15 protein-coding genes and 1 tRNA gene are annotated in these 18,493 nt (G+C 61.2%); 12 read left to right on the forward strand and 4 right to left on the reverse strand.

Going from position 1 to position 18,493, the window contains the following annotated elements; all coding sequences use genetic code 11:
* Window positions 1-385: 385 nt before the first annotated feature.
* The 3 genes from C7U61_RS02225 (at window position 386) to C7U61_RS02235 (ending at window position 4,277) form a co-directional block, all read left to right on the forward strand.
* Window positions 386-2,395, forward strand: coding sequence for a methyl-accepting chemotaxis protein (locus C7U61_RS02225; protein WP_106996499.1), 2,010 nt, complete (start codon window positions 386-388; stop codon window positions 2,393-2,395).
* Window positions 2,396-2,554: 159 nt separating this feature from the next.
* Window positions 2,555-4,075: a HAMP domain-containing sensor histidine kinase gene (locus C7U61_RS02230; protein ID WP_106996500.1), complete on the forward strand. Its 1,521-nt coding sequence runs from the start codon at window positions 2,555-2,557 to the stop codon at window positions 4,073-4,075.
* A 125-nt stretch (window positions 4,076-4,200) separates the two neighbouring features.
* Window positions 4,201-4,277: transfer RNA gene (locus tag C7U61_RS02235), tRNA-Arg, on the forward strand.
* Between the two features lie 228 nt (window positions 4,278-4,505).
* On the opposite strand, the gene C7U61_RS02240 is transcribed toward C7U61_RS02235, so the two are convergent.
* Window positions 4,506-6,062: an MDR family MFS transporter gene (locus tag C7U61_RS02240; protein WP_106996501.1), complete on the reverse strand. Its 1,557-nt coding sequence runs from the start codon at window positions 6,060-6,062 to the stop codon at window positions 4,506-4,508.
* Entirely contained in the window at window positions 6,059-6,508 is a 450-nt protein-coding gene (locus C7U61_RS02245; protein WP_106996502.1) for a MarR family transcriptional regulator, read from the reverse strand. The genes C7U61_RS02240 and C7U61_RS02245 overlap by 4 nt, the downstream gene beginning before the upstream one ends.
* Before the next feature lie 151 nt (window positions 6,509-6,659).
* Here C7U61_RS02245 and C7U61_RS02250 point away from each other — a divergent pair, with 151 nt between their 5' ends.
* The 5 genes from C7U61_RS02250 to C7U61_RS02280 all read left to right on the forward strand — a co-directional run bounded on the left by C7U61_RS02250 (window position 6,660) and on the right by C7U61_RS02280 (window position 12,676).
* Entirely contained in the window at window positions 6,660-7,133 is a 474-nt protein-coding gene (locus C7U61_RS02250) for a BA14K family protein (protein ID WP_106996503.1), read from the forward strand.
* A 725-nt stretch (window positions 7,134-7,858) separates the two neighbouring features.
* Entirely contained in the window at window positions 7,859-8,506 is a 648-nt protein-coding gene (locus tag C7U61_RS02260) for a methyltransferase domain-containing protein (protein WP_106996504.1), read from the forward strand.
* 223 nt (window positions 8,507-8,729) lie between these two features.
* Window positions 8,730-9,611: an aldo/keto reductase gene (locus C7U61_RS02265; RefSeq protein WP_106996907.1), complete on the forward strand. Its 882-nt coding sequence runs from the start codon at window positions 8,730-8,732 to the stop codon at window positions 9,609-9,611.
* Between the two features lie 549 nt (window positions 9,612-10,160).
* Window positions 10,161-11,465 (forward strand): alpha/beta hydrolase, encoded by a 1,305-nt coding sequence (locus tag C7U61_RS02275; RefSeq protein WP_106996506.1) that lies wholly within the window; start codon window positions 10,161-10,163, stop codon window positions 11,463-11,465.
* 173 nt (window positions 11,466-11,638) lie between these two features.
* Window positions 11,639-12,676 (forward strand): 4-hydroxyproline epimerase, encoded by a 1,038-nt coding sequence (locus tag C7U61_RS02280; RefSeq protein ID WP_106996507.1) that lies wholly within the window; start codon window positions 11,639-11,641, stop codon window positions 12,674-12,676.
* Between the two features lie 217 nt (window positions 12,677-12,893).
* Here C7U61_RS02280 and C7U61_RS02285 read toward each other — a convergent pair whose 3' ends face one another.
* Together C7U61_RS02285 and C7U61_RS02290 are read right to left on the reverse strand one after the other, a co-directional pair.
* Window positions 12,894-13,328 carry an RbsD/FucU family protein gene (locus C7U61_RS02285; RefSeq protein ID WP_106996508.1) on the reverse strand — a complete coding sequence of 145 codons (435 nt, stop codon included), beginning with the start codon at window positions 13,326-13,328 and terminating at the stop codon, window positions 12,894-12,896.
* Window positions 13,312-14,559 (reverse strand): ROK family transcriptional regulator, encoded by a 1,248-nt coding sequence (locus C7U61_RS02290; RefSeq protein WP_106996509.1) that lies wholly within the window; start codon window positions 14,557-14,559, stop codon window positions 13,312-13,314. The genes C7U61_RS02285 and C7U61_RS02290 overlap by 17 nt, the downstream gene beginning before the upstream one ends.
* Before the next feature lie 250 nt (window positions 14,560-14,809).
* On the opposite strand from C7U61_RS02290, the gene C7U61_RS02295 reads away from it, so the two are divergent.
* The 4 genes from C7U61_RS02295 to C7U61_RS02310 all read left to right on the forward strand — a co-directional run bounded on the left by C7U61_RS02295 (window position 14,810) and on the right by C7U61_RS02310 (window position 18,486).
* Window positions 14,810-15,835, forward strand: coding sequence for a sugar ABC transporter substrate-binding protein (locus C7U61_RS02295; RefSeq protein WP_106996510.1), 1,026 nt, complete (start codon window positions 14,810-14,812; stop codon window positions 15,833-15,835).
* A gap of 172 nt (window positions 15,836-16,007) precedes the next feature.
* Window positions 16,008-17,072, forward strand: a complete 1,065-nt coding sequence (locus C7U61_RS02300; RefSeq protein ID WP_106996511.1) for an ABC transporter permease — start codon at window positions 16,008-16,010, stop codon at window positions 17,070-17,072.
* Window positions 17,048-17,857: an ATP-binding cassette domain-containing protein gene (locus C7U61_RS02305; protein ID WP_181315769.1), complete on the forward strand. Its 810-nt coding sequence runs from the start codon at window positions 17,048-17,050 to the stop codon at window positions 17,855-17,857. Before C7U61_RS02300 ends, C7U61_RS02305 begins: the two co-directional genes overlap by 25 nt.
* Window positions 17,854-18,486, forward strand: coding sequence for a nucleoside triphosphate hydrolase (locus C7U61_RS02310; protein WP_106996512.1), 633 nt, complete (start codon window positions 17,854-17,856; stop codon window positions 18,484-18,486). Before C7U61_RS02305 ends, C7U61_RS02310 begins: the two co-directional genes overlap by 4 nt.
* Window positions 18,487-18,493: the final 7 nt, after the last annotated feature.

An 18,493-nucleotide genomic window follows, 5' to 3' on the forward strand; every position in this document is an offset into this window, starting at 1 on the left:
TAAACACCGCGGAGTGCGGCCCTTCTTGAGCTTTGCTTTGAGTAGCAAGGAGCGTTGTTGATTATGGCGAACGGACTTGGCCCGCAAATGCAGGCTCCATGACCGGACGTGCGCGGGCTTATACGGATCAAGGCCTCGGAAGTCAATTATGGGCGCGCAGATTCCTTGAATTCCGGCAAATTCGCGCCGCGTGCGGGCGTTGGAAGATCGGTTGCCACATGCCGTTGCGGGCCGAATAATTCGCCAGGAGAAATAAGTAGATCATAAAATCCATGGGCACATGGGCCGGGGAGCACTTCAAGCGAACGTTAATTATTTTAGTTGATATCTAATGGAAGTCGGAAACCCATCGATTTCTGGGGGTGGGCGGCGTCGGAGGAATATTGTGAAGATTCGCGGCAAAATTAATCTGCTTGTGTCGGTCATGGCCGGGGCGGCGCTTCTGATTGGCGTCACCGCGCTCTATGCATTGCATCAATATGACCAGAAATTACAAAGCTACGAGCAGACGGCGAGCCGCGCTTACATGGGCGAGCGCCTGAACCGTTACGTGACCGCGGTGGTGATGGAAGCGCGCGGCATCTATGCCGCCGCTGCTGCAAAGGATTCCAAGCCTTTTGCCGATGGGCTGATGGCCGATCTCGACGAAATCGACAAGGTGCTTGCAAGCTGGTCGCCCCTGGTGCCGGAAACGCAGAAGCCGGATTTCGCCAAGCTTCAGGCCCGTGCCCAGGAGTTTCGCGTCTTTCGCATGGAAACGGCGAAGCTCGGCGTGACCGATGGTCCCGATGCCGCCGGCAAGCAGGGCAATAACGAAGCCAACCGCGCCAATCGCAAGGCTTTCCAGGCTGAGATCGATGCGATCGTTCAGACCGACAAGGCGGAACTTGCAAAGGCAGAGACCGAGATCGCAGCCTTTCACAGCAGCGTCTTGTGGGTCGTCCTCGGAATCATGATTGCCGGCATCGTGGCGGGGGTCGGCCTCGGCGCCTATATCGGAACCGTTCATCTGAGCCGCCCGATCCGCAAGGTGACCGACGCGATAAAGAATGTCGCCGATGGCCATTTCGATATCGAGGTGCCATTTGCCGGCCGCAAGGACGAAATCGGCGAGATGGCGGCGGCTGTCGACATCTTCAAGGAAAACGGCAAGGCCGTGCGCCGCATGAATGCCGAGGAAGCGGCCCTGCGCGCAAAAAGCGACGAGCTTCAGTCGAGCATGTCCCTTGCGGTCTCTGCCGCGGCGGCCGGCGATTTCAGCCAGCGCATCGAGAAAGACTATGGCGACGTCAATCTCAATCGCTTCGCCGGCAATGTGAACGCGCTGCTTGTGAGTGTGGACACGGGTATCGGCGAGGTCCGCCGCGTCATCGCGAGCCTGGCCGAGGGCGACTTGACGCAGGCGATGAGGGGCAATTTCCAGGGCGCGTTCGCAGAGCTGCAGCAGAACGTCAACGCGACATTCGAGACGCTCAAAAGCACCATGCGCGAAGTGCGCGAGACCACAGGTTCGATCAACTCCAATACCAGCGAGCTCCGTCACGCCAGCGACGACCTTTCCAAGCGTACCGAACAGCAGGCGGCAGCTCTGGAAGAGACCTCGGCAGCGCTCGACGAGATCACCTCCGTCGTCCAGAACTCCACCGAGCGGGCGCGCGAGGCCAGTGTCATGGTGAGCGAGGCCAAGGACGATGCGGCACGGTCCGGCACGGTCGTTCGCAATGCCATCGACGCCATGGGGCGCATCGAGCAGGCATCCGGCGAGATCAGCCAGATCATCGGTGTGATCGACGACATCGCCTTCCAGACCAATCTGCTGGCGCTGAATGCCGGCGTCGAGGCCGCGCGCGCCGGCGAGGCGGGTAAGGGCTTTGCCGTCGTTGCCCAGGAAGTGCGTGAGCTGGCCCAGCGCTCCGCGACTGCCGCTAAGGATATCAAGGCTCTGATCGGTAAATCCGGCAACGAGGTGCAGGTCGGCGTCAAGCTGGTGCAGGCGACCGGCGAGGCGCTGTCGTCCATCGAGGCCCGTGTGTTGAAGATCAACGATCACATTCATTCGATCGCAACGGCGGCGCGCGAGCAGGCAACGGGCCTGTCCGAGGTGAACAACGCCGTCAACCAGATGGACGAGGTCACGCAGCGCAATGCCGCCATGGTCGAGGAGACATCGGCCGCGACCCACCGGCTGGCGGCCGAAGCGGACGGCCTTGTCCAGCTCGTCTCCCGCTTCAAGGTCGATGCAGCCACTGTTTCCGCTCCCGTTCCAGCGCGCGCCGAAACGCATCGTCCGGCCGCGTCGCCGGCACGCCGCATGATCGATAGGGTCGCGAACGCCTTTGGCGGCGGCGGGGCGCTTGCTCCGGCTGCGCCAGCGCCAGGCTGGGAAGAGCGCTGATCCGTCAGATGCGAGGTCGACTGCGGCGTCTGGGCGTCGCTGCCGGCTTTTACTCCTGTCAAAATCCCGAGCCGATTGGAAAAACCACCACGATCGCCTATTATCTGGTTTCGATCAGGTCGCATCAGATCGCTTTTCAAGCGAAGCGGGACAGTTGAAATGGATAGTGGGCAGGACAAGGGTGCCGTAAAGGACGGCCGGGTCGAGAAAGGCCGCCTGTCCCAGTTTTGCCGCCCCACAGGCATTTTCGGCGGCCTTTCCGGCAAGCTTCTCATCCTCACCGTCGTCTTCATTTCAATGGCGGAAGTGCTGATTTTCGTGCCCTCCGTCGCCAATATGCGGCTGCGCTGGCTGGAGGATCGGCTGAACACCGCCGCCGCTGCCGCGATCGTCATCGACGGCCTGCAGCCGGCCGAACTGCCGCGGGCTCTGCAAAAGGAGACGCTGATGGCGACGGGCACGCGGGCGATCGTCCTGCGCAAGGACGGCACGTCGCGCCTGCTGGCAACGGCCGAGATGCCGGCCTCCGTCGATGAAAAGTACGATCTCAGCGACGTGTCCCAGCTCACCGCCATCAAGGATGCGCTCGATACGCTGCTGTTCGGCGGCAATCGCATCATCCGGGTTTTTGGCCCGGTTGGCGGCGATGCCAATACGGGCATCGAGGTGGTGCTGAAGGATACCCGGCTGCGCAATGCGATGCTTGCCTATTCGGTCAATGTGTTCTTCGTTTCCATCCTGATCTCGCTGTTCACCGCAACGCTGATCTTCTTTGCGATCAACCGCATGATGATCCGTCCCATCCGCCGCCTGACGGACAGCATGCAGGCCTATTCCGATGACCCTGAGGATCCCGGCCGTATTCTTGCGCCGGTGAAGGGGCGCGACGAACTGGCCGTGGCCGGCCGGCATCTCGCGGCAATGCAGTCGCAATTGCAGAAAACCCTGAAGCAGCAGAAGAACCTGGCTGCGCTGGGCCTCGCCGTGTCGAAGATCAATCATGACATGCGCAATATCCTCTCGGCCGCGCAGCTGATGTCGGACCGTCTGGTCGATGTCGACGACCCGATGGTCAAGCGCTTTGCCCCGAAGCTCTTGCGCACCATCGATCGCGCCGTCGGCTATACGACCGAAGTTCTCTCCTTTGGCCAGACTTCCGAGTCGGCGCCGCGCCGGCGCAAGATTCGCATATTCGAACTAATTGAAGAAGTTCGCGATATCCTGGCGATTGATCCGGAAAGTGGCATCGAGTTCATCGTGCAGCTCAGCCCGGATCTGGAGGTCGATGCAGATAGCGAGCAGCTGTTCCGCGTCATCCACAATCTCTGCCGCAATGCCTATCAGGCGCTGGTCGCTTTCGGCGAGGCCGAGCCCGGTGGTGTCAGGCGGATCACGGTCTCGGCGCATCGGATCGGCAGCGTCGTCAGCATCACGGTCGACGATACCGGTCCGGGCATGCCGCAAAAGGCGCGGGAGAACCTGTTTACGGCCTTCCGCGGTTCGGCCCGCTCGGGCGGCACCGGCCTTGGCCTAGCGATCGCCCGTGAACTCGTCCTTGCTCATGGCGGCACGATCGCGCTCGTCGAAAAGCCGGCGGCCGGTACGCAGTTCCGCATCGAAATTCCCGACCGCCCCGTATCCCTCGACGACTATCGCAGCAGGAGCCTGCAAGAAAACTAATTGTTTTCAGTCGCTTGATATCGATATGCATGAAAATTGCGATCTTTTTCAGAAATCCACTTGCATTCCCTCAAGGGAGGCTTTAGAGAACCGCCCACGCCAACGGTTTCTTCCGTTTCGGCCACGCACCCGTAGCTCAGCTGGATAGAGCACCAGACTACGAATCTGGGGGTCAGGAGTTCGAATCTCTTCGGGTGCGCCATTTTCCTTCATTTTCGCATATGATCTGTCTCTTGTGAGACAGGCGCTCCGTGCCTTCGAATCGATCGGCGCCGATCGAATGTGGATCGATCATTCAGCTTTCCTATTGTGAGAGCAATTCCAGGAAAACTGCGCATCGTTTTCCGTCCGGAGTTGCGTCAAAACAAAGAGATAGAGCGGTCCAGAGATTCCGTGAAAAGCTGAATCGCTCCAGTTCGTTGAGCGCCACTCAGCCCTGGCGCTTCGTGGCCCCTCCATGATCCGCTCTTAGCGGCAATTCCGGCAGAAACAGCAGCGCGATCAGCGCCAACGCCACGATCGCCGTTCCCGTCGCAAAGGTCATGGCGATGGCATGACGACAGAGCGTTATCGCAGCCTCGTGCGCTTCCGGCGAGGCGGTGGCGAGTTGCCTCATGCCGGCTTCCGTCAATGAGGATAGATGTATCCCGTCGAGGACGCCGCCGGCATTCTGCACCCGATAGGCGAGAATGGCCCCCGAGCCGGTGACGCCGATGAGGCCGCCGAGCGAGCGGAAGAAGGCGAGCGTCGCCGTTCCCACGCCACGATGGGCGAGGGGCAGGGCGTTCTGCACCGCGATCGTCATCGTAGGCATGACGAGGCCAAGGCCGAGGCCGAGCGCAAAGATAGTAGGCTCGATGATCCAGAAGCCCTGGCTGGTGGCCGCTGCCCAGGCGAGCGCGGCGAACGCGGCGGTTGCGAGACTGAGGCCACAGAGCTGCGCCGGCTTGTAGCGCCCGAAGCGATGCAGCAGCACGCGCCCATTGACCATGGAGGAGATGACGACGCCGATCATCAGCGGACCGGTGAGCAGGCCGGAATGCGAGGCGCTGACGCCCATGACCATCTGGAAGAACAGCGGAAAGAACAGGCTTGCTCCCAGCATACCCATGAAGGTCAGGGCGAGCACGACGCAGGCGACGACAAAGAGCCGGTTGCGGAAGAGATCGGGCGGCAGCACCGGCTCGGGCTCGCGCCGGATATGCAGGATGAAAAAGGTGAAGAGAACGAGCGCAAGCGCGGAAAGGCCGAAAATCTCGGGCGAGTTCCAGCCCCATTCATTGCCGCCGAGCGCAAGCACCAGCAGGAAGCTGGTTGTACAGCTCGTCAGCAGAGCTGCGCCGAGATAGTCGATCCGGCGGCTGCGTGCATGGTGCGGGCGCTTGAGTGCACGGCCGATCATGACGAGGGCGACAGCGCCGATCGGCAGGTTGACGTAGAAGATCCAGTGCCATGACAGAAGATCGGTGATGATGCCGCCGGCGAGCGGACCTATGACGCTGCAGACGGCGAAGACGGCTGCAATCGAACCTTGATTGCGCCCGCGTTTCGCCGGCGGCACGATGTCGCCGATGATGATCTGCGCCAGCGGCAGCAATCCGCCTGCGCCGATACCCTGAATCGCCCGGAAGACGATCAACTGCATCAGCGTCTGCGCCATGCCGCTCAGCACCGAACCGAGAAGGAAGATGAGGATTGCCGCATAGATCATCGGTTTGCGGCCATACTGGTCGCTAAGCTTGCCATAGAGAGGCATGGTGCTGGTCGAGGCGAGCACATAGGCGCTGACCACCCAGGAGAGGTGCGTCAGCCCGCCGAGATCGCTGACGATGCGCGGCAGCGCTGTCGCGACGATGCTCTGGTCGATGGCGCCGAGGCCGAGAACGATCATCAGTCCGAGGATGACGGCGCGGATCTCGCGGCGATCGGGCGGGACGTCTGCCGCCGGCGCCGACGATGTGGCACTATCCGGAAGAGGCGCATTCATTGCCCGATCTCCATGAGCGGATCGATGGCGGCGCGAATGGCGGCGCGCTGCTGCGGCGATAGTTTGACGAGTTCGCAGGCGAGCCAGTCGGTTCGCCGCTGTTTCAGGCTTTGGATGACTTTTTCCCCTTTTTCCGTCGCGACCAAACCATTGCGACGCCGGTCGTTCGGGTCCGGTTCCGAACGGGCAATAAGGCCATCCCGCTCCATCGCCTTCACATGGCCTGAGATCGTCGGTCCGCGCAGTTTCTCCATTCGCGCCAGTTCGGCAACGCCGATGCCCGGCTGGCGCAGGATGGCGACAAGCAGCAAGGCATGCAGCGGGGACAGCCCGGCCTCGCCGCTTTCGCGCCGCAATTGCCGATGCAGGCGGTGCAAGGCAGGACGCAGCGCCTCGGCCAGCGCGTAGGCCTCCTCGATCCCCTGATGGCGGTCGGCTTTACTCATCGATAGTCCCCGTTTACATATAGATAGATAGGCTTCCTATCTATACATCTATCGTGGGGCATGTACTTGCGCAAGTGATAATATTGTGAAAGATTTTCAATCATTGCGCGTTGTTCACCAGTATTTACGACTCATGAGGAGGAGAAGAGCTGTGAAACGATTTCTGACAACCGTAACAGTGACTGCCCTGAGTGCCCTGCTGGCCGTAACGTCTTTCGACCCGGCTGCCGCTGCGCCGATTCAGCCGCTGATCCAGCCGGCAATCCAGCAGACGGACAATCAGCCCGCTGGCCTGACTGAAGTTCAATATCGCCATCACGACAGGCACTACCGCGGGCGGCATCGCCCTCATTATCGTCCCCACTACCGTCCGCATCATCGTCCGGGCTATTGGCATGGTCATCGCGGTTATCGCTATCACCGTCCGGGTTATCGGCGCCATGATGGCTGGTGGTATCCAATGGCCGCATTTACCGCCGGGGCAATCATCGGCGGAGCCGTTTCTCAGCCGCCGCGCGGCAGCGCGCATGTTCGCTGGTGCGCAAGCCGTTACAAGACCTATCGTGCCTCGGACAATACCTATCAGCCGACCAATGGGCCGCGCCGTCAGTGCGTTAGCCGTTGATATCCCGCTATCGAGATCCCTGTCCGTCATGCGGAGAGGGATTTTTCGGCCCGTTGCGGGCAGACACACTTCAACCGGTCAACTGCGCGGAGATGTGCCAGCCGCCGCCTGATCGCATGATCAAAAACACGAGCTGCAATCTTGGCCTAAACCGGCGGAGTTTGAGTTCATGGAAACCGTGCCGTACATGGCGCCATCTTCCGCAGTCGATGCCGCGGCGGCAAAGAGGGTCGGCAAAGCGCCGGCCGCTGCCGATTGCGAGGCAAATGGCTCCATCCCCTTCATGGCGAGTTCGAACAGACTTGCCCGGTCTCTGCCCAGGCGAGGACCCGTGGTTTGCAGACCAGTGACGGCATAGCCGCGATGGGCGGCAATGTTTTAAGCGTCCAGCCTTCGGCGCGCGCGATGCGATCGAGTTTCAGGCTGAAGAGCAGCGTCGCCGGTTTCGCTTGGCAATAAGCCGGCCAGGGCCGATAGCGCTTGCCCACTGCAGATCGTCGAAATAGCCAGCCTCATAGGCCGATATCGCTGTTGGCACCGATAATGACTGCGATGCGGAGCGTCTGCGGCGGAAATGCAAGTTTGTATTGAATTTTTAAGCGCAAAAATATGCGACAACGCTTGCATATCAGGGACTTTCAACAGGTGAATGGGGTGGCACGCCTTTGAATTGCCATCCTGTTCGGCCCTCATCATGCTTTGTGGCGGAAGATTGGATTTGCGGAATGACGACGAAGACCTCATGCGCTGATTTTGTGCAGTTCTTCCGCTCCTGGGTGAGCAATCCGATGCGCGTTGCGGCAGTGGCACCTTCCGGTGAACGGCTCGCTAGGTTGATGACCCAGGAGATCGAGCCGTTTGATGGTCCGATCCTCGAGCTCGGTCCGGGCACCGGCGTATTCACGCGGGCACTGCTGGCGCGAGGCATTCCCGAAAGCGCGTTGACACTCATCGAATTCGGCGAGGAGTTTGCCGTCCGGCTGCGCGGTCGTTTCCCTGAAGCGCGGGTGGTGCATATGGATGCGGCGCAGCTCGGCCAATGTGGCCTTTTCGATGACGCGCCATTCGGCGCCGTCATCAGCGGCCTGCCGCTGCTGTCCATGCCGCCCGCCAAAGTCACGGCCATCGTAGGTGGCGCCTTCGAGACGATGAAACCGGGAGGCGCTTTCTATCAGTTCACCTACGGCCCGCGCTGTCCGGTGCAGAAAACTATCCTTGAAAGCCTCGGCCTCACTGCGAAGCGCATCGGCGGGACGGTGCGTAACATTCCGCCGGCGGGCGTCTACAGAATATCGCGGCCAAATCCCCTGGAACTCTCGATCATCGGCTCCAGATATCGCAGCATCGGAGAGAATGCCGGGATCAGCGCCTAGGCACGGAAGCCGGCAAGGCCGATTTGGGGCGGCCCGAAGCGAGCGCCGGGGTAGCGGATGGCGAAAAGCCGGATGTCGACAGCGCGGTAAAGGAAGGCCGCCGCGAGTGCAAGCGCCGTGCAACCCGCGACGCATCGAAGCCGCCGCCCACAGTCAGATCTTGGCCTCCTTCCCGGATGCCGCCCATGCCAGATATATCCAGATCAGCAAAGGGACTACAACCATGTCAGAACTCGACGCAGCTAAATCCGGCCAGTTCAAGATCGGCGGCGATCTCCCCGTTCATCGTCTCGGTTTCGGTGCCATGCGTATTACCGGTGCCGGTATATGGGGTGAGCCGGAGGACCGTGATGAAGTCGTCCGTACGCTGAGACGCGTGCCGGAGCTCGGCATCAATTTCATCGATACGGCTGATTCCTATGGCCCCGACGTTTCCGAGCGTCTCATCAAGGAAGCGCTTCATCCCTATGCCCACGGTCTCGTCATCGCGACGAAGGGCGGACTCACCCGCACTGGGCCGAACGTATGGGTGCCTTTGGGCCGCCCCGAATATCTGATCCAGCAGGCGTACAAAAGCTTGCGCAATCTCGGCGTCGATCGCATCGATCTCTGGCAGTTGCATCGGATCGATTCCAAGGTGCCGGCGGCGGAGCAGTTCGATGCCGTGAAGTTGCTGCAGAATGACGGTATCATCCGTCATGCGGGATTGAGCGAGGTCTCCATTGCCGACATCGAGGCGGCTTCGAAGCATTTCAAGGTGGTGACGGTACAGAACCGCTACAATCTAGTCGATCGCACCAGCGAAGATGTGCTCGATTATTGCGAAAAGCATGATATCGGCTTCATCCCCTGGTTCCCGCTGGCCGCCGGCGATCTTGCCAAGGAAGGCTCGCTGCTCGATACCATCGCGAAAAAGCACGATGCCGCTCCGAGCCAGATCGCGCTTGCATGGGTGCTGAAGCGCAGTCCCGTGATGCTGCCGATCCCCGGAACCGGCAAGGTCAAGCATCTCGAGGAAAACACCGCAGCCGTCGATATCGTTCTGTCCGACGAGGAGTTTGCTGCGCTCGATGCCGAAGGCAAGAAGGCCTTCAAGGCGGCCTGAAATCGAAATTCGTTTGTCCGGTGGCGGTGGCTGACCGGACAAGCGTCGGCGAGGGCGCTTTCCCATGCAGAAACGCTGATCACAATCATGTGAATCTCAGGATTAGGGTTAGTTACGACTGCAAAATAGGCGCAGAAACGCTCAGAACGCCAGCGGTATGCGATATTCCTGGTGTCTGAGAAGAAAGCGATGCGCTCAGCGCATTGCTGCATTGCGAAAGCCGGTCTGTTCATCCCCATCCGCTCGTTATATCTAATCCCTCGAAGGCAGCGCACTCCTCCTCCCAGCGCTCCTTCAATGATTGGCAACACTCCTCCTCCTCCCAGTTGCCAATCCGGATCAAGAGCCCGATGCATCCTCCTCCCGCATCGGGCTCTTTTTTATTTTCAGCCAGATCATCAGTTCGCGGTGTTGGACGATTGCGTTGCGCCTTTGCAGTGCTGTCGCGAATTAGCATTGCTTCATGAGCCAAAGAATTGCTGGAGTCGCTTGCGCCGTGGACATGCATGCGTAGAGTGGCGCGACGTTACGGCAGTAAGGAAGGGTTGCATGATGCAGCGCATGGCGGGTTCGGGCCGGTGGCGGAAGCTGTTTTTCCGGACCATGGCCCTCGTTGCGACATTGTCGCTCGCCGCATGCGGCCGCCCCATCGGGGTTATGCAACCCGTCAGTGAAAGCGTGCCTGGCACATCCAGGGTCGATCTGCTCGTTGCGACGACACGCCTGCCGGACAAGGATCCGGCCATTCTGTTTTCGGGCGAGCGCGGGCCGGGGCTCAAGGTGGATGCCGTCAGCGTCTCCATTCCGCCGGAGGCCAATCGCAAGGTCGGTCAGGTGCAGTGGCCGAGCCGTCTCCCGGGCAATCCGCTGAAGAATTTCGTCACCACGGCCGTCAAGCCTCTGGCAACGGAGGCGGATGGGCGTGCCTGGCTGCATGCGGAACTGCCGAAGAACAGGCGGGTGCTGATCTTCGTACATGGCTTCAACAACCGCTATGAGGATGCCGTCTACCGCTTCGCGCAGATCGTTCACGATTCGCATGCCGACGTCGCCCCGATCGTGTTTACCTGGCCATCGCGCGCCAGCATTTTCGATTATGCCTACGACAAGGAAAGCACCAACTATTCCCGCGATTCGCTGGAAGAGCTGCTGCGCCGTGTCGCCGACGACCCTGCCGTCGGCGACATCACCGTCATGGCGCATTCGATGGGCAGCTGGCTCGCCGTCGAATCGCTGCGGCAGATGGCGATCCGCCACGGCCGCGTCGCGCCGAAGATCAACAATGTCATCCTCGCTTCACCGGATCTGGACGTCGATGTCTTCGGAAGGCAGTTTGCGGCACTCGGCAAGGACAAGCCGCATTTCACGCTGTTCGTCTCGCGGGACGACCGCGCGCTTTCACTTTCACGGCGTATTTCCGGCAATATAGATCGCCTTGGCCAGATCGATCCAACGGCCGAGCCCTATCGCAGCGAACTGGAAAAGCAGGGAATCACCGTACTCGATCTCACCAAGCTCAAGACCGGCGATGGTCTCAATCACGGCAAGTTCGCCGAAAGCCCGGAAGTGGTGAAACTGATCGGCGCGCGGTTGATTGCCGGCCAGACGATCACGGACTCCGATGTCGGCATCGGCGATGCTGTCGGCGCGGTCGCCATGGGTGCCGCCCAGACGGTCGGCAGCGTCGCGGGTGCTGCCGTCAGCGCCCCGATCGCCATCTTCGATCCCCGCACCCGCGCGAATTACGGCGAACAATGGCGTCGCGTCGGCGCATCGGCCGGCAATACCATAGGATCGCTGGGCGACAGCGTCGAAGCGACCGGCACCAATGTCGGCGAAGCATTGCGTCAATAATGCTATCATGACCCGATCGGCCGCATTCACCGTTGCTGCAAAACGCCATAGTCGTACTCGGCGATCTGATATATCAGGATTGTAATCAATCAGATGGCACCGGCTAAATTCCCTGGCTCGGATATTGGCATCGAGGGCTGCACGATCCGGCATGTGTGATTGGAGTGGATGAGATGAGATGGAAGCGCACGATTCAGCTGCTGGATGTTCACTGCGAGGGTGAGATCGGCAAGGTTGCCATCGGCGGCGTGCCGAAGATCCCCGGCAACAGCATTGCCGAGCAGCTTCATTGGCTGAACACGGATCCGAAGGGCCAGGAGCTGCGCCGTTTCCTTGTGCTGGAGCCCCGCGGTGCGCCGATCGGTTCCGTCAATCTGCTGCTGCCCGCCAAGCATTCCGAGGCCGATGCGGGCTTCATCATCCTGCAGCCCGACCAGGCACATGCAAGCTCGGGCTCGAACTCCATCTGCGTGACAACGGCGCTGCTCGAATCCGGCATCGTCGAGATGAAGGAGCCGGAAACCGTCGTCACTCTTGATACGGCCGCCGGCCTTGTGCGTGCGACCGCGACCTGCCGCGACGGCCGCTGCGAAAAGGTGCGGCTGACCATGGTGCCGTCCTTCGTGCATGAGCTGGATGTCGGGCTTGACACGCCGCAATGGGGCAGGATCAAGCTCGATCTCTGCTATGGCGGCATTTTCTATGCGCTCGTCGATGTCGGCCAGATCGGCCTGAAGATCGAAAAGGCCAATGCGGCCGCCCTCGTGCAGGCCGGTATGGTCATCAAGGAAGCGATCAACAGGGCAATGGCCGTGGTCCACCCGGAAATCTCGGCCATCTCGGGCGTCGCCTATGTGATGTTCCGCGATATCGACGCCGATGGCGCCATCCGCACCTGCACGACCATGTGGCCCGGCCGCGCCGACCGTTCGCCCTGCGGCACCGGCAATTCCGCCAATCTGGCGACGCTGCATGCTCGCGGCAAGGCCAAGGTTGGCGATGTCTTCAAGTCCCGCTCGATCATTGGTTCGGAGTTCGAGGTGGGCCTGCAGGCGGAGACCGAAGTGGCCGGCAAGCCCGCGATCATCCCGACGATCACCGGCCGCGGCTTCACCTTCGGCTTGAGCCAGGTGGCGCTCGATCCGTTCGACCCGATGGCGGAAGGCTTTGCCATGGCGGATGTCTGGGGGCCTTCTGCGGGCGATATTTGAGGGTAGGCAGTTGGTTAGCTCTTGCCGTCAGGAGAGCTTTGCCCCTCACCTTAACGCTCTCCCCGTTTTGACGGGGAGAGGGGACTAGCTCTACATTCTCGTCTGGGCAACTTGCCGGAGGGAAGGCTGTAGGTGCGCCCATCCTCTCCCCGCAAGCGGGGAGAAGGTGGCCGAAGGCCGGATGAGGGGTTTATCTGCAACAGATATCGCGACCTCGCTATCCCTTCGGATAAATCACACCCTTGCGCAGAATGATATTCCCATAGAGCCGCGGCTCGCTGGTCTGGATGAGCGCATGCGCACGCTGCACCCGCTCGTAGAATTCCGCCGGCAATAGCGGCACGACCTTGATCTCGGGGACATGCCGGGCGCAACATTCGATCATCTCCGCATGAACGGGGTCGACCGCATCGCGATCCTGCTTGACGGTCGCCCGGAATATCGCCTGGGGCACGAAATCGTCGATCGGCAGTACGCTCAGGACTGCATCGAGCACGGGAACGACACCGTGACCGTCGAGGCGGATAAGGCGGCGCCCATGTTCGAGGCCGGGATAATTGCCGTCCACGAGGGCGATTTCGTCGCCATGGCCCATGGCGCGCAAGGTCGCCAAAAGCTCTGGGCTCAATAGCGGGTCAATGCCCTTCAGCATGCTCAATCTCCTTGAAAAGAACGTTCTGGTCGATGAGGTAACGCGCGAAGATCGGCAGGCTGGCGCCCCCGATGGCGCGGGCCTGCGGCCCGACTGCACCCTCGATGATCTCGGGCATGACGACACCCTGTAGATCGAGTTCCGCCGCTGCCTTAATGGTTGCTCGCACCACGCGCTCCCGCACCCAGCCGGGAAAACCGCCGTCGATGACGGCGGCGCTGAAATCAAGAACGGAGGCGGAGGCGACGATCGCCTGCGCCAGCGCCTTGGCCGTGTCCTGGATCCAGATCTCCAGCGGCTCGCCGAAATCGATCCAATTATCCGCCGAATACCAGAGGGGACGTGGATCGAAACCATGATCCCGCAGCAGATTTTCCAGCACGAAGATCGAAGCGATCTCGAGGAGCTGGCGGTTCTCGCCGTTGCGGCCGCGCACGGGCAGGGGGCCGAGCGCGCCTGCCGTTCCCGTTCGGCCAACGAAGACGGACGAATTCAGGACGATGCCGCCGCCGAGGAAGGAGCCGATGAAGAAATAGACGAAATCCGGATAGTGCGGACCGATCCCGAAGACCAGCTCGGCGCCGCAGGCGCTGGTAGCGTCGTTCTGCAGAAAGACGGGGTAAGGCACGCGCGAGGCGATTTCGGCTCTTAGATCGAAGCCGCGCCAGGCATCCATCGCTCCCGGAGGCGCGCCTACCTGCTCGGCCCAGTTCCACAGCTCGAACGGTGCGGCAACGCCCATTCCCGCGATCTTGCGGCGCTGCTCTTCGCTGAGGCACCCTTCCAATTCTTTTATGCCGGCCGCCACGAAGGCAATGATCTCTTGCGGCAGCGGGTAAGGGTAGATCTGATGGAGCTGCATCCGGATGCCGCCGACGAAATCCATCAGCACGAGGTCGGCGCTGCGCCGGCCGATCTTGACGCCGAAGGAGAGTACGGCATCCGGATTGAGCCGCATCGGAATGGAGGGCTGGCCGACGCGCCCGCGAACCGGCGCATCGCGGGACAGCAGCCCGTCCTTTTCCAGCTCCCGCATGATGACGGAGACCGTTTGCGCCGAAAGCCCGCTCCGCCGTGCGATATCGGCCTTCGAAAGCGCGCCGTGACGGCGCACGAGTGAAAGTACGAGCCGTTCGTTATGGGCGCGCACGCCAAGCTGGTTCGCGCCCCCGGAGGGGTCGAGAATCGCCGGTGTTGTGGGTGTGTCCTCCGGGTCATGCACGAGAGACATGGGCCTGCTCCTTCCATCATGGCCATGCCCTATTTCTTTCCAGAATGCCACATCGAATTAATAATTCAATCCGATTTATTTATTGACAGGGGGATTTCTTTAGGGTCTGATATTGCCGTCGAGGATACGCGCATAGCCTTGGAGGAGGTCTACCAAAACAATCCGACAGGCTTGGCGCATCTTTAACCGGGTTCGAAGTGGAACCCGCGACAGCCGGACGGTCCGGCTTTTCAAACATCGGGAGGATTGAATGAAGAAATCCGTTATTTCCGCAGCCGTTGCCGCCCTGGCGCTCGGCGTTGCATTTGCCGCACCTGCCAAGGCTGCCGGCGTATCCGCCTGCCTCATCACCAAGACCGATACCAATCCCTTCTTCGTCAAGATGAAGGAAGGCGCCACCGCCAAGGCCAAGGAACTCGGCGTCACGCTGAAGTCCTATGCCGGCAAGATCGACGGCGACAGCGAAAGCCAGGTTGCCGCCATCGAAAGCTGCATCGCCGATGGCGCGAAGGGCATCCTGATCACCGCATCCGACACCAAGGGCATCGTTCCCTCGGTCAAGAAGGCGCGCGACGCCGGCCTGCTGGTCATCGCGCTCGACACGCCGCTCGAGCCGGCGAATGCAGCCGATGCCACCTTCGCCACGGACAATCTCCTTGCCGGCAAGCTCGTCGGCCAGTGGGCCAAGGAAACGCTGGGCGACAAGGCCAAGGACGCCAAGATCGGCTTCCTCGATCTGACGCCGTCGCAGCCGTCGGTCGACGTTCTGCGCGACCAAGGCTTCATGATCGGCTTCGGCATCGACCCGAAGGATCCGAACAAGATCGGCGACGAAACCGATCCGCGGATCGTCGGCCACGACGTCACCAACGGCAACGAAGAGGGCGGCCGCAAGGCCATGGAAAACCTTCTGCAGAAGGATTCCAGCATCAACGTCATCCACACGATCAACGAGCCGGCTGCAACCGGCGCCTATCAGGCTCTGAAGGCTGTCGGTCTCGAAAAGCAGGTTCTGATCGTCTCGATCGACGGTGGCTGCCCCGGCGTCAAATCGGTCAAGGATGGCGTGATCGGCGCAACTGCCCAGCAGTATCCGCTGATGATGGCGGCTCTCGGCGTCGAGGCGATCAAGAAGTTCGCCGATGGCGGCGAGAAGCCGAAGCCGACCGAAGGCAAGACCTTCTTCGACACCGGCGTTTCCCTGGTGACGGACAAGCCGGTCTCGGGCGTGAAGTCCATCGACACCAAGGAAGGTCTCAACAAGTGCTGGGGCTAAGTCCCTCACGAATGTGATATAGTCCCTTCTGGAGCCGCGTCATGCGCCTGCTGGCGCGGCTCTTTTACAGGGAGCAGACAATCGCAATAGTCACGTCGGTCGGGTTCAGATCCTGGCTGGCCCCCAACAGCCGGCGGTTTCCGCGCATATGCGCGGTGGCGGAGGAATAATTATGTCCGGAGCACAGGAATTCGAACGTGTTCTCGACGGCAGCGACAAGAATGTCGCTTCGTTCGAGCACAACGATGTCTCTCTTTTGAAGCGCGTGCAGCATTTTCTGCACTCGACGCCGGCGGCGGTGCCGCTCATCGTCTTGGTATTGGCGATCGTGATCTTCGGCATCGCGATCGGCGGGCGGTTCTTTTCCGCCTATACGCTGACGCTCATCCTGCAGCAGATCGCCATCGTCGGCATTCTCGGCGCAGCCCAGACGCTGGTCATCCTGACCGCCGGCATCGATCTCTCGATCGGCGTCATCATGGTCATCGCCTCCGTCGTCATGGGCAATGTCGCCGTGACATACGGCTTGCCGACGCCGATCGCTATCGTTGCCGGCATGGCGGTGGGCGGCATTTGCGGGCTCCTCAACGGTTTCCTTGTCGCCCATATGAAGCTGCCGCCGTTCATCGTGACGCTCGGCACATGGAATATAGTCATGGCGACGAACTTCATCTATTCCGCCAATGAAACCATCCGCGACACCGATGTCGATGAAAAGGCGCCGCTGCTGCATCTCTTCGCCGCAAGCTTCCGCGTCGGCGGTGCCGTGCTGACCCTCGGCGTCATCGCCATGGTGCTTCTGGTCATGGGCCTCTGGTATGTCCTCAATCACACGGCCTGGGGCAGGCATGTCTATGCGGTTGGCGACGATCCGGAAGCGGCGAAACTCGCGGGTATCCAGACCAAGAAGGTTCTTCTCGCAGTCTACGGCGTGTCGGGACTGATCGCCGCCCTTGCCGCCTGGGTCTCCATCGGCCGTAACGGCTCGGTCTCGCCGTCTTCCGCCGTGACCGACTTCAATCTTCAGGCTATCACCGCAACCGTCATCGGCGGCATCTCGCTCTTCGGCGGCCGCGGCTCGATCCTCGGCACATTGTTCGGCGCCATGATCGTCGGCGTCGTCTCCATGGGTCTCAATATGCTCGGAGCGGATCCGCAGTGGAAGGTGCTTCTGACCGGCGTGCTCATCATCGGCGCCGTCGCGATCGATCAATGGATCAGAAAGGTATCGGCATGACCACGACCGTCGAACCCATCCTCACGGCCCGCGGCCTCGTCAAGCGCTATGGACGCGTGACCGCGCTCGACAATGCCGATTTCGATCTCTATCCCGGCGAGATCCTCGCCGTGATCGGCGACAACGGCGCCGGCAAATCCTCGCTGATCAAGGCGATCTCCGGCGCGGTCATTCCCGACGACGGCGAGATCAGACTGGAAGGCAAGCCTGTCCACTTCCGCTCGCCGATGGAAGCGCGCGAGGCAGGCATCGAAACGGTCTATCAGAACCTAGCACTGTCGCCGGCGCTCTCGATCGCCGATAACATGTTCCTCGGCCGCGAAGTGCGCAGACCCGGCATTCTCGGCTCCGTCTTCCGCATGCTCGATCGGCCGGCCATGGAAAAGCGCGCCCGCGACAAGCTCTCGGAACTCGGCCTGATGACGATCCAGAACATCAACCAGGCGGTGGAAACGCTCTCCGGCGGCCAGCGCCAGGGTGTTGCCGTGGCGCGCGCCGCCGCCTTCGGCTCCAAGGTCGTCATCATGGACGAACCGACGGCGGCCCTGGGCGTCAAGGAAAGCCGCAAGGTTCTCGAACTCATCCTCGATGTGCGTGCGCGCGGCTTGCCGATCGTCCTGATCTCGCACAATATGCCGCATGTCTTCGAGGTTGCGGATCGCATTCATATCCATCGCCTTGGACGACGCCTGACCGTCATCAATCCCAAGGATTATTCGATGTCCGACGCTGTTGCCTTCATGACCGGCGCCAAGACTCCGCCGGTCGAGAATGTCGCTGCATGAGCGTCTCTCTTGACGATGTTGCCGGCGAGATTATCGCGCGCGCCGGCAACGCCAAACGCTTCCTGGTCGCGATCGCCGGCCCGCCCGGTGCCGGCAAATCCACCCTGGCCGACAATGTCGCCAAGGCCTTGAAGGCGAGGGGCGAGAGCGCCGAAGTCCTGCCGATGGACGGCTTCCACATGGATAATGCCGTCCTCATAGAGAAGGGACTTTTGAAGCGGAAAGGCGTGCCTGACAGCTTCGACGTGCGCGCCTTCCTCGATATCGTCAAGGCCGTGCGCGCAGCCGACCAGGAGGTCCTCGTGCCGGTCTTCGACCGCTCGCGGGAGATTGCGATCGCCTCGGCTCGCATCGTCTCGGCCGATCACCGCTTCATCGTCGTCGAAGGCAACTACCTGCTGTTCAGCCAGGGAAAATGGGCCGAACTGGAAGGCATGTTCGATTATTCGATCATGCTCGCTCCGCCCATCGAGGTGCTCGAGGAGCGCCTGTGGGCACGCTGGAGGGGCTACGATCTCGATGAAGACACCGCCCGGGCCAAGGTCTATGGCAATGATCTGCCGAACGGCCGGCTGATCCTCGAGAGCCGCCGCCGCGCAGACGTCACCATCGATATCGTGCAGGATTGACCTTGCT

The sequence above is a fragment of the Rhizobium sp. JAB6 genome (assembly GCF_003024605.1).
Classification (GTDB): Bacteria; Pseudomonadota; Alphaproteobacteria; order Rhizobiales; family Rhizobiaceae; genus Rhizobium.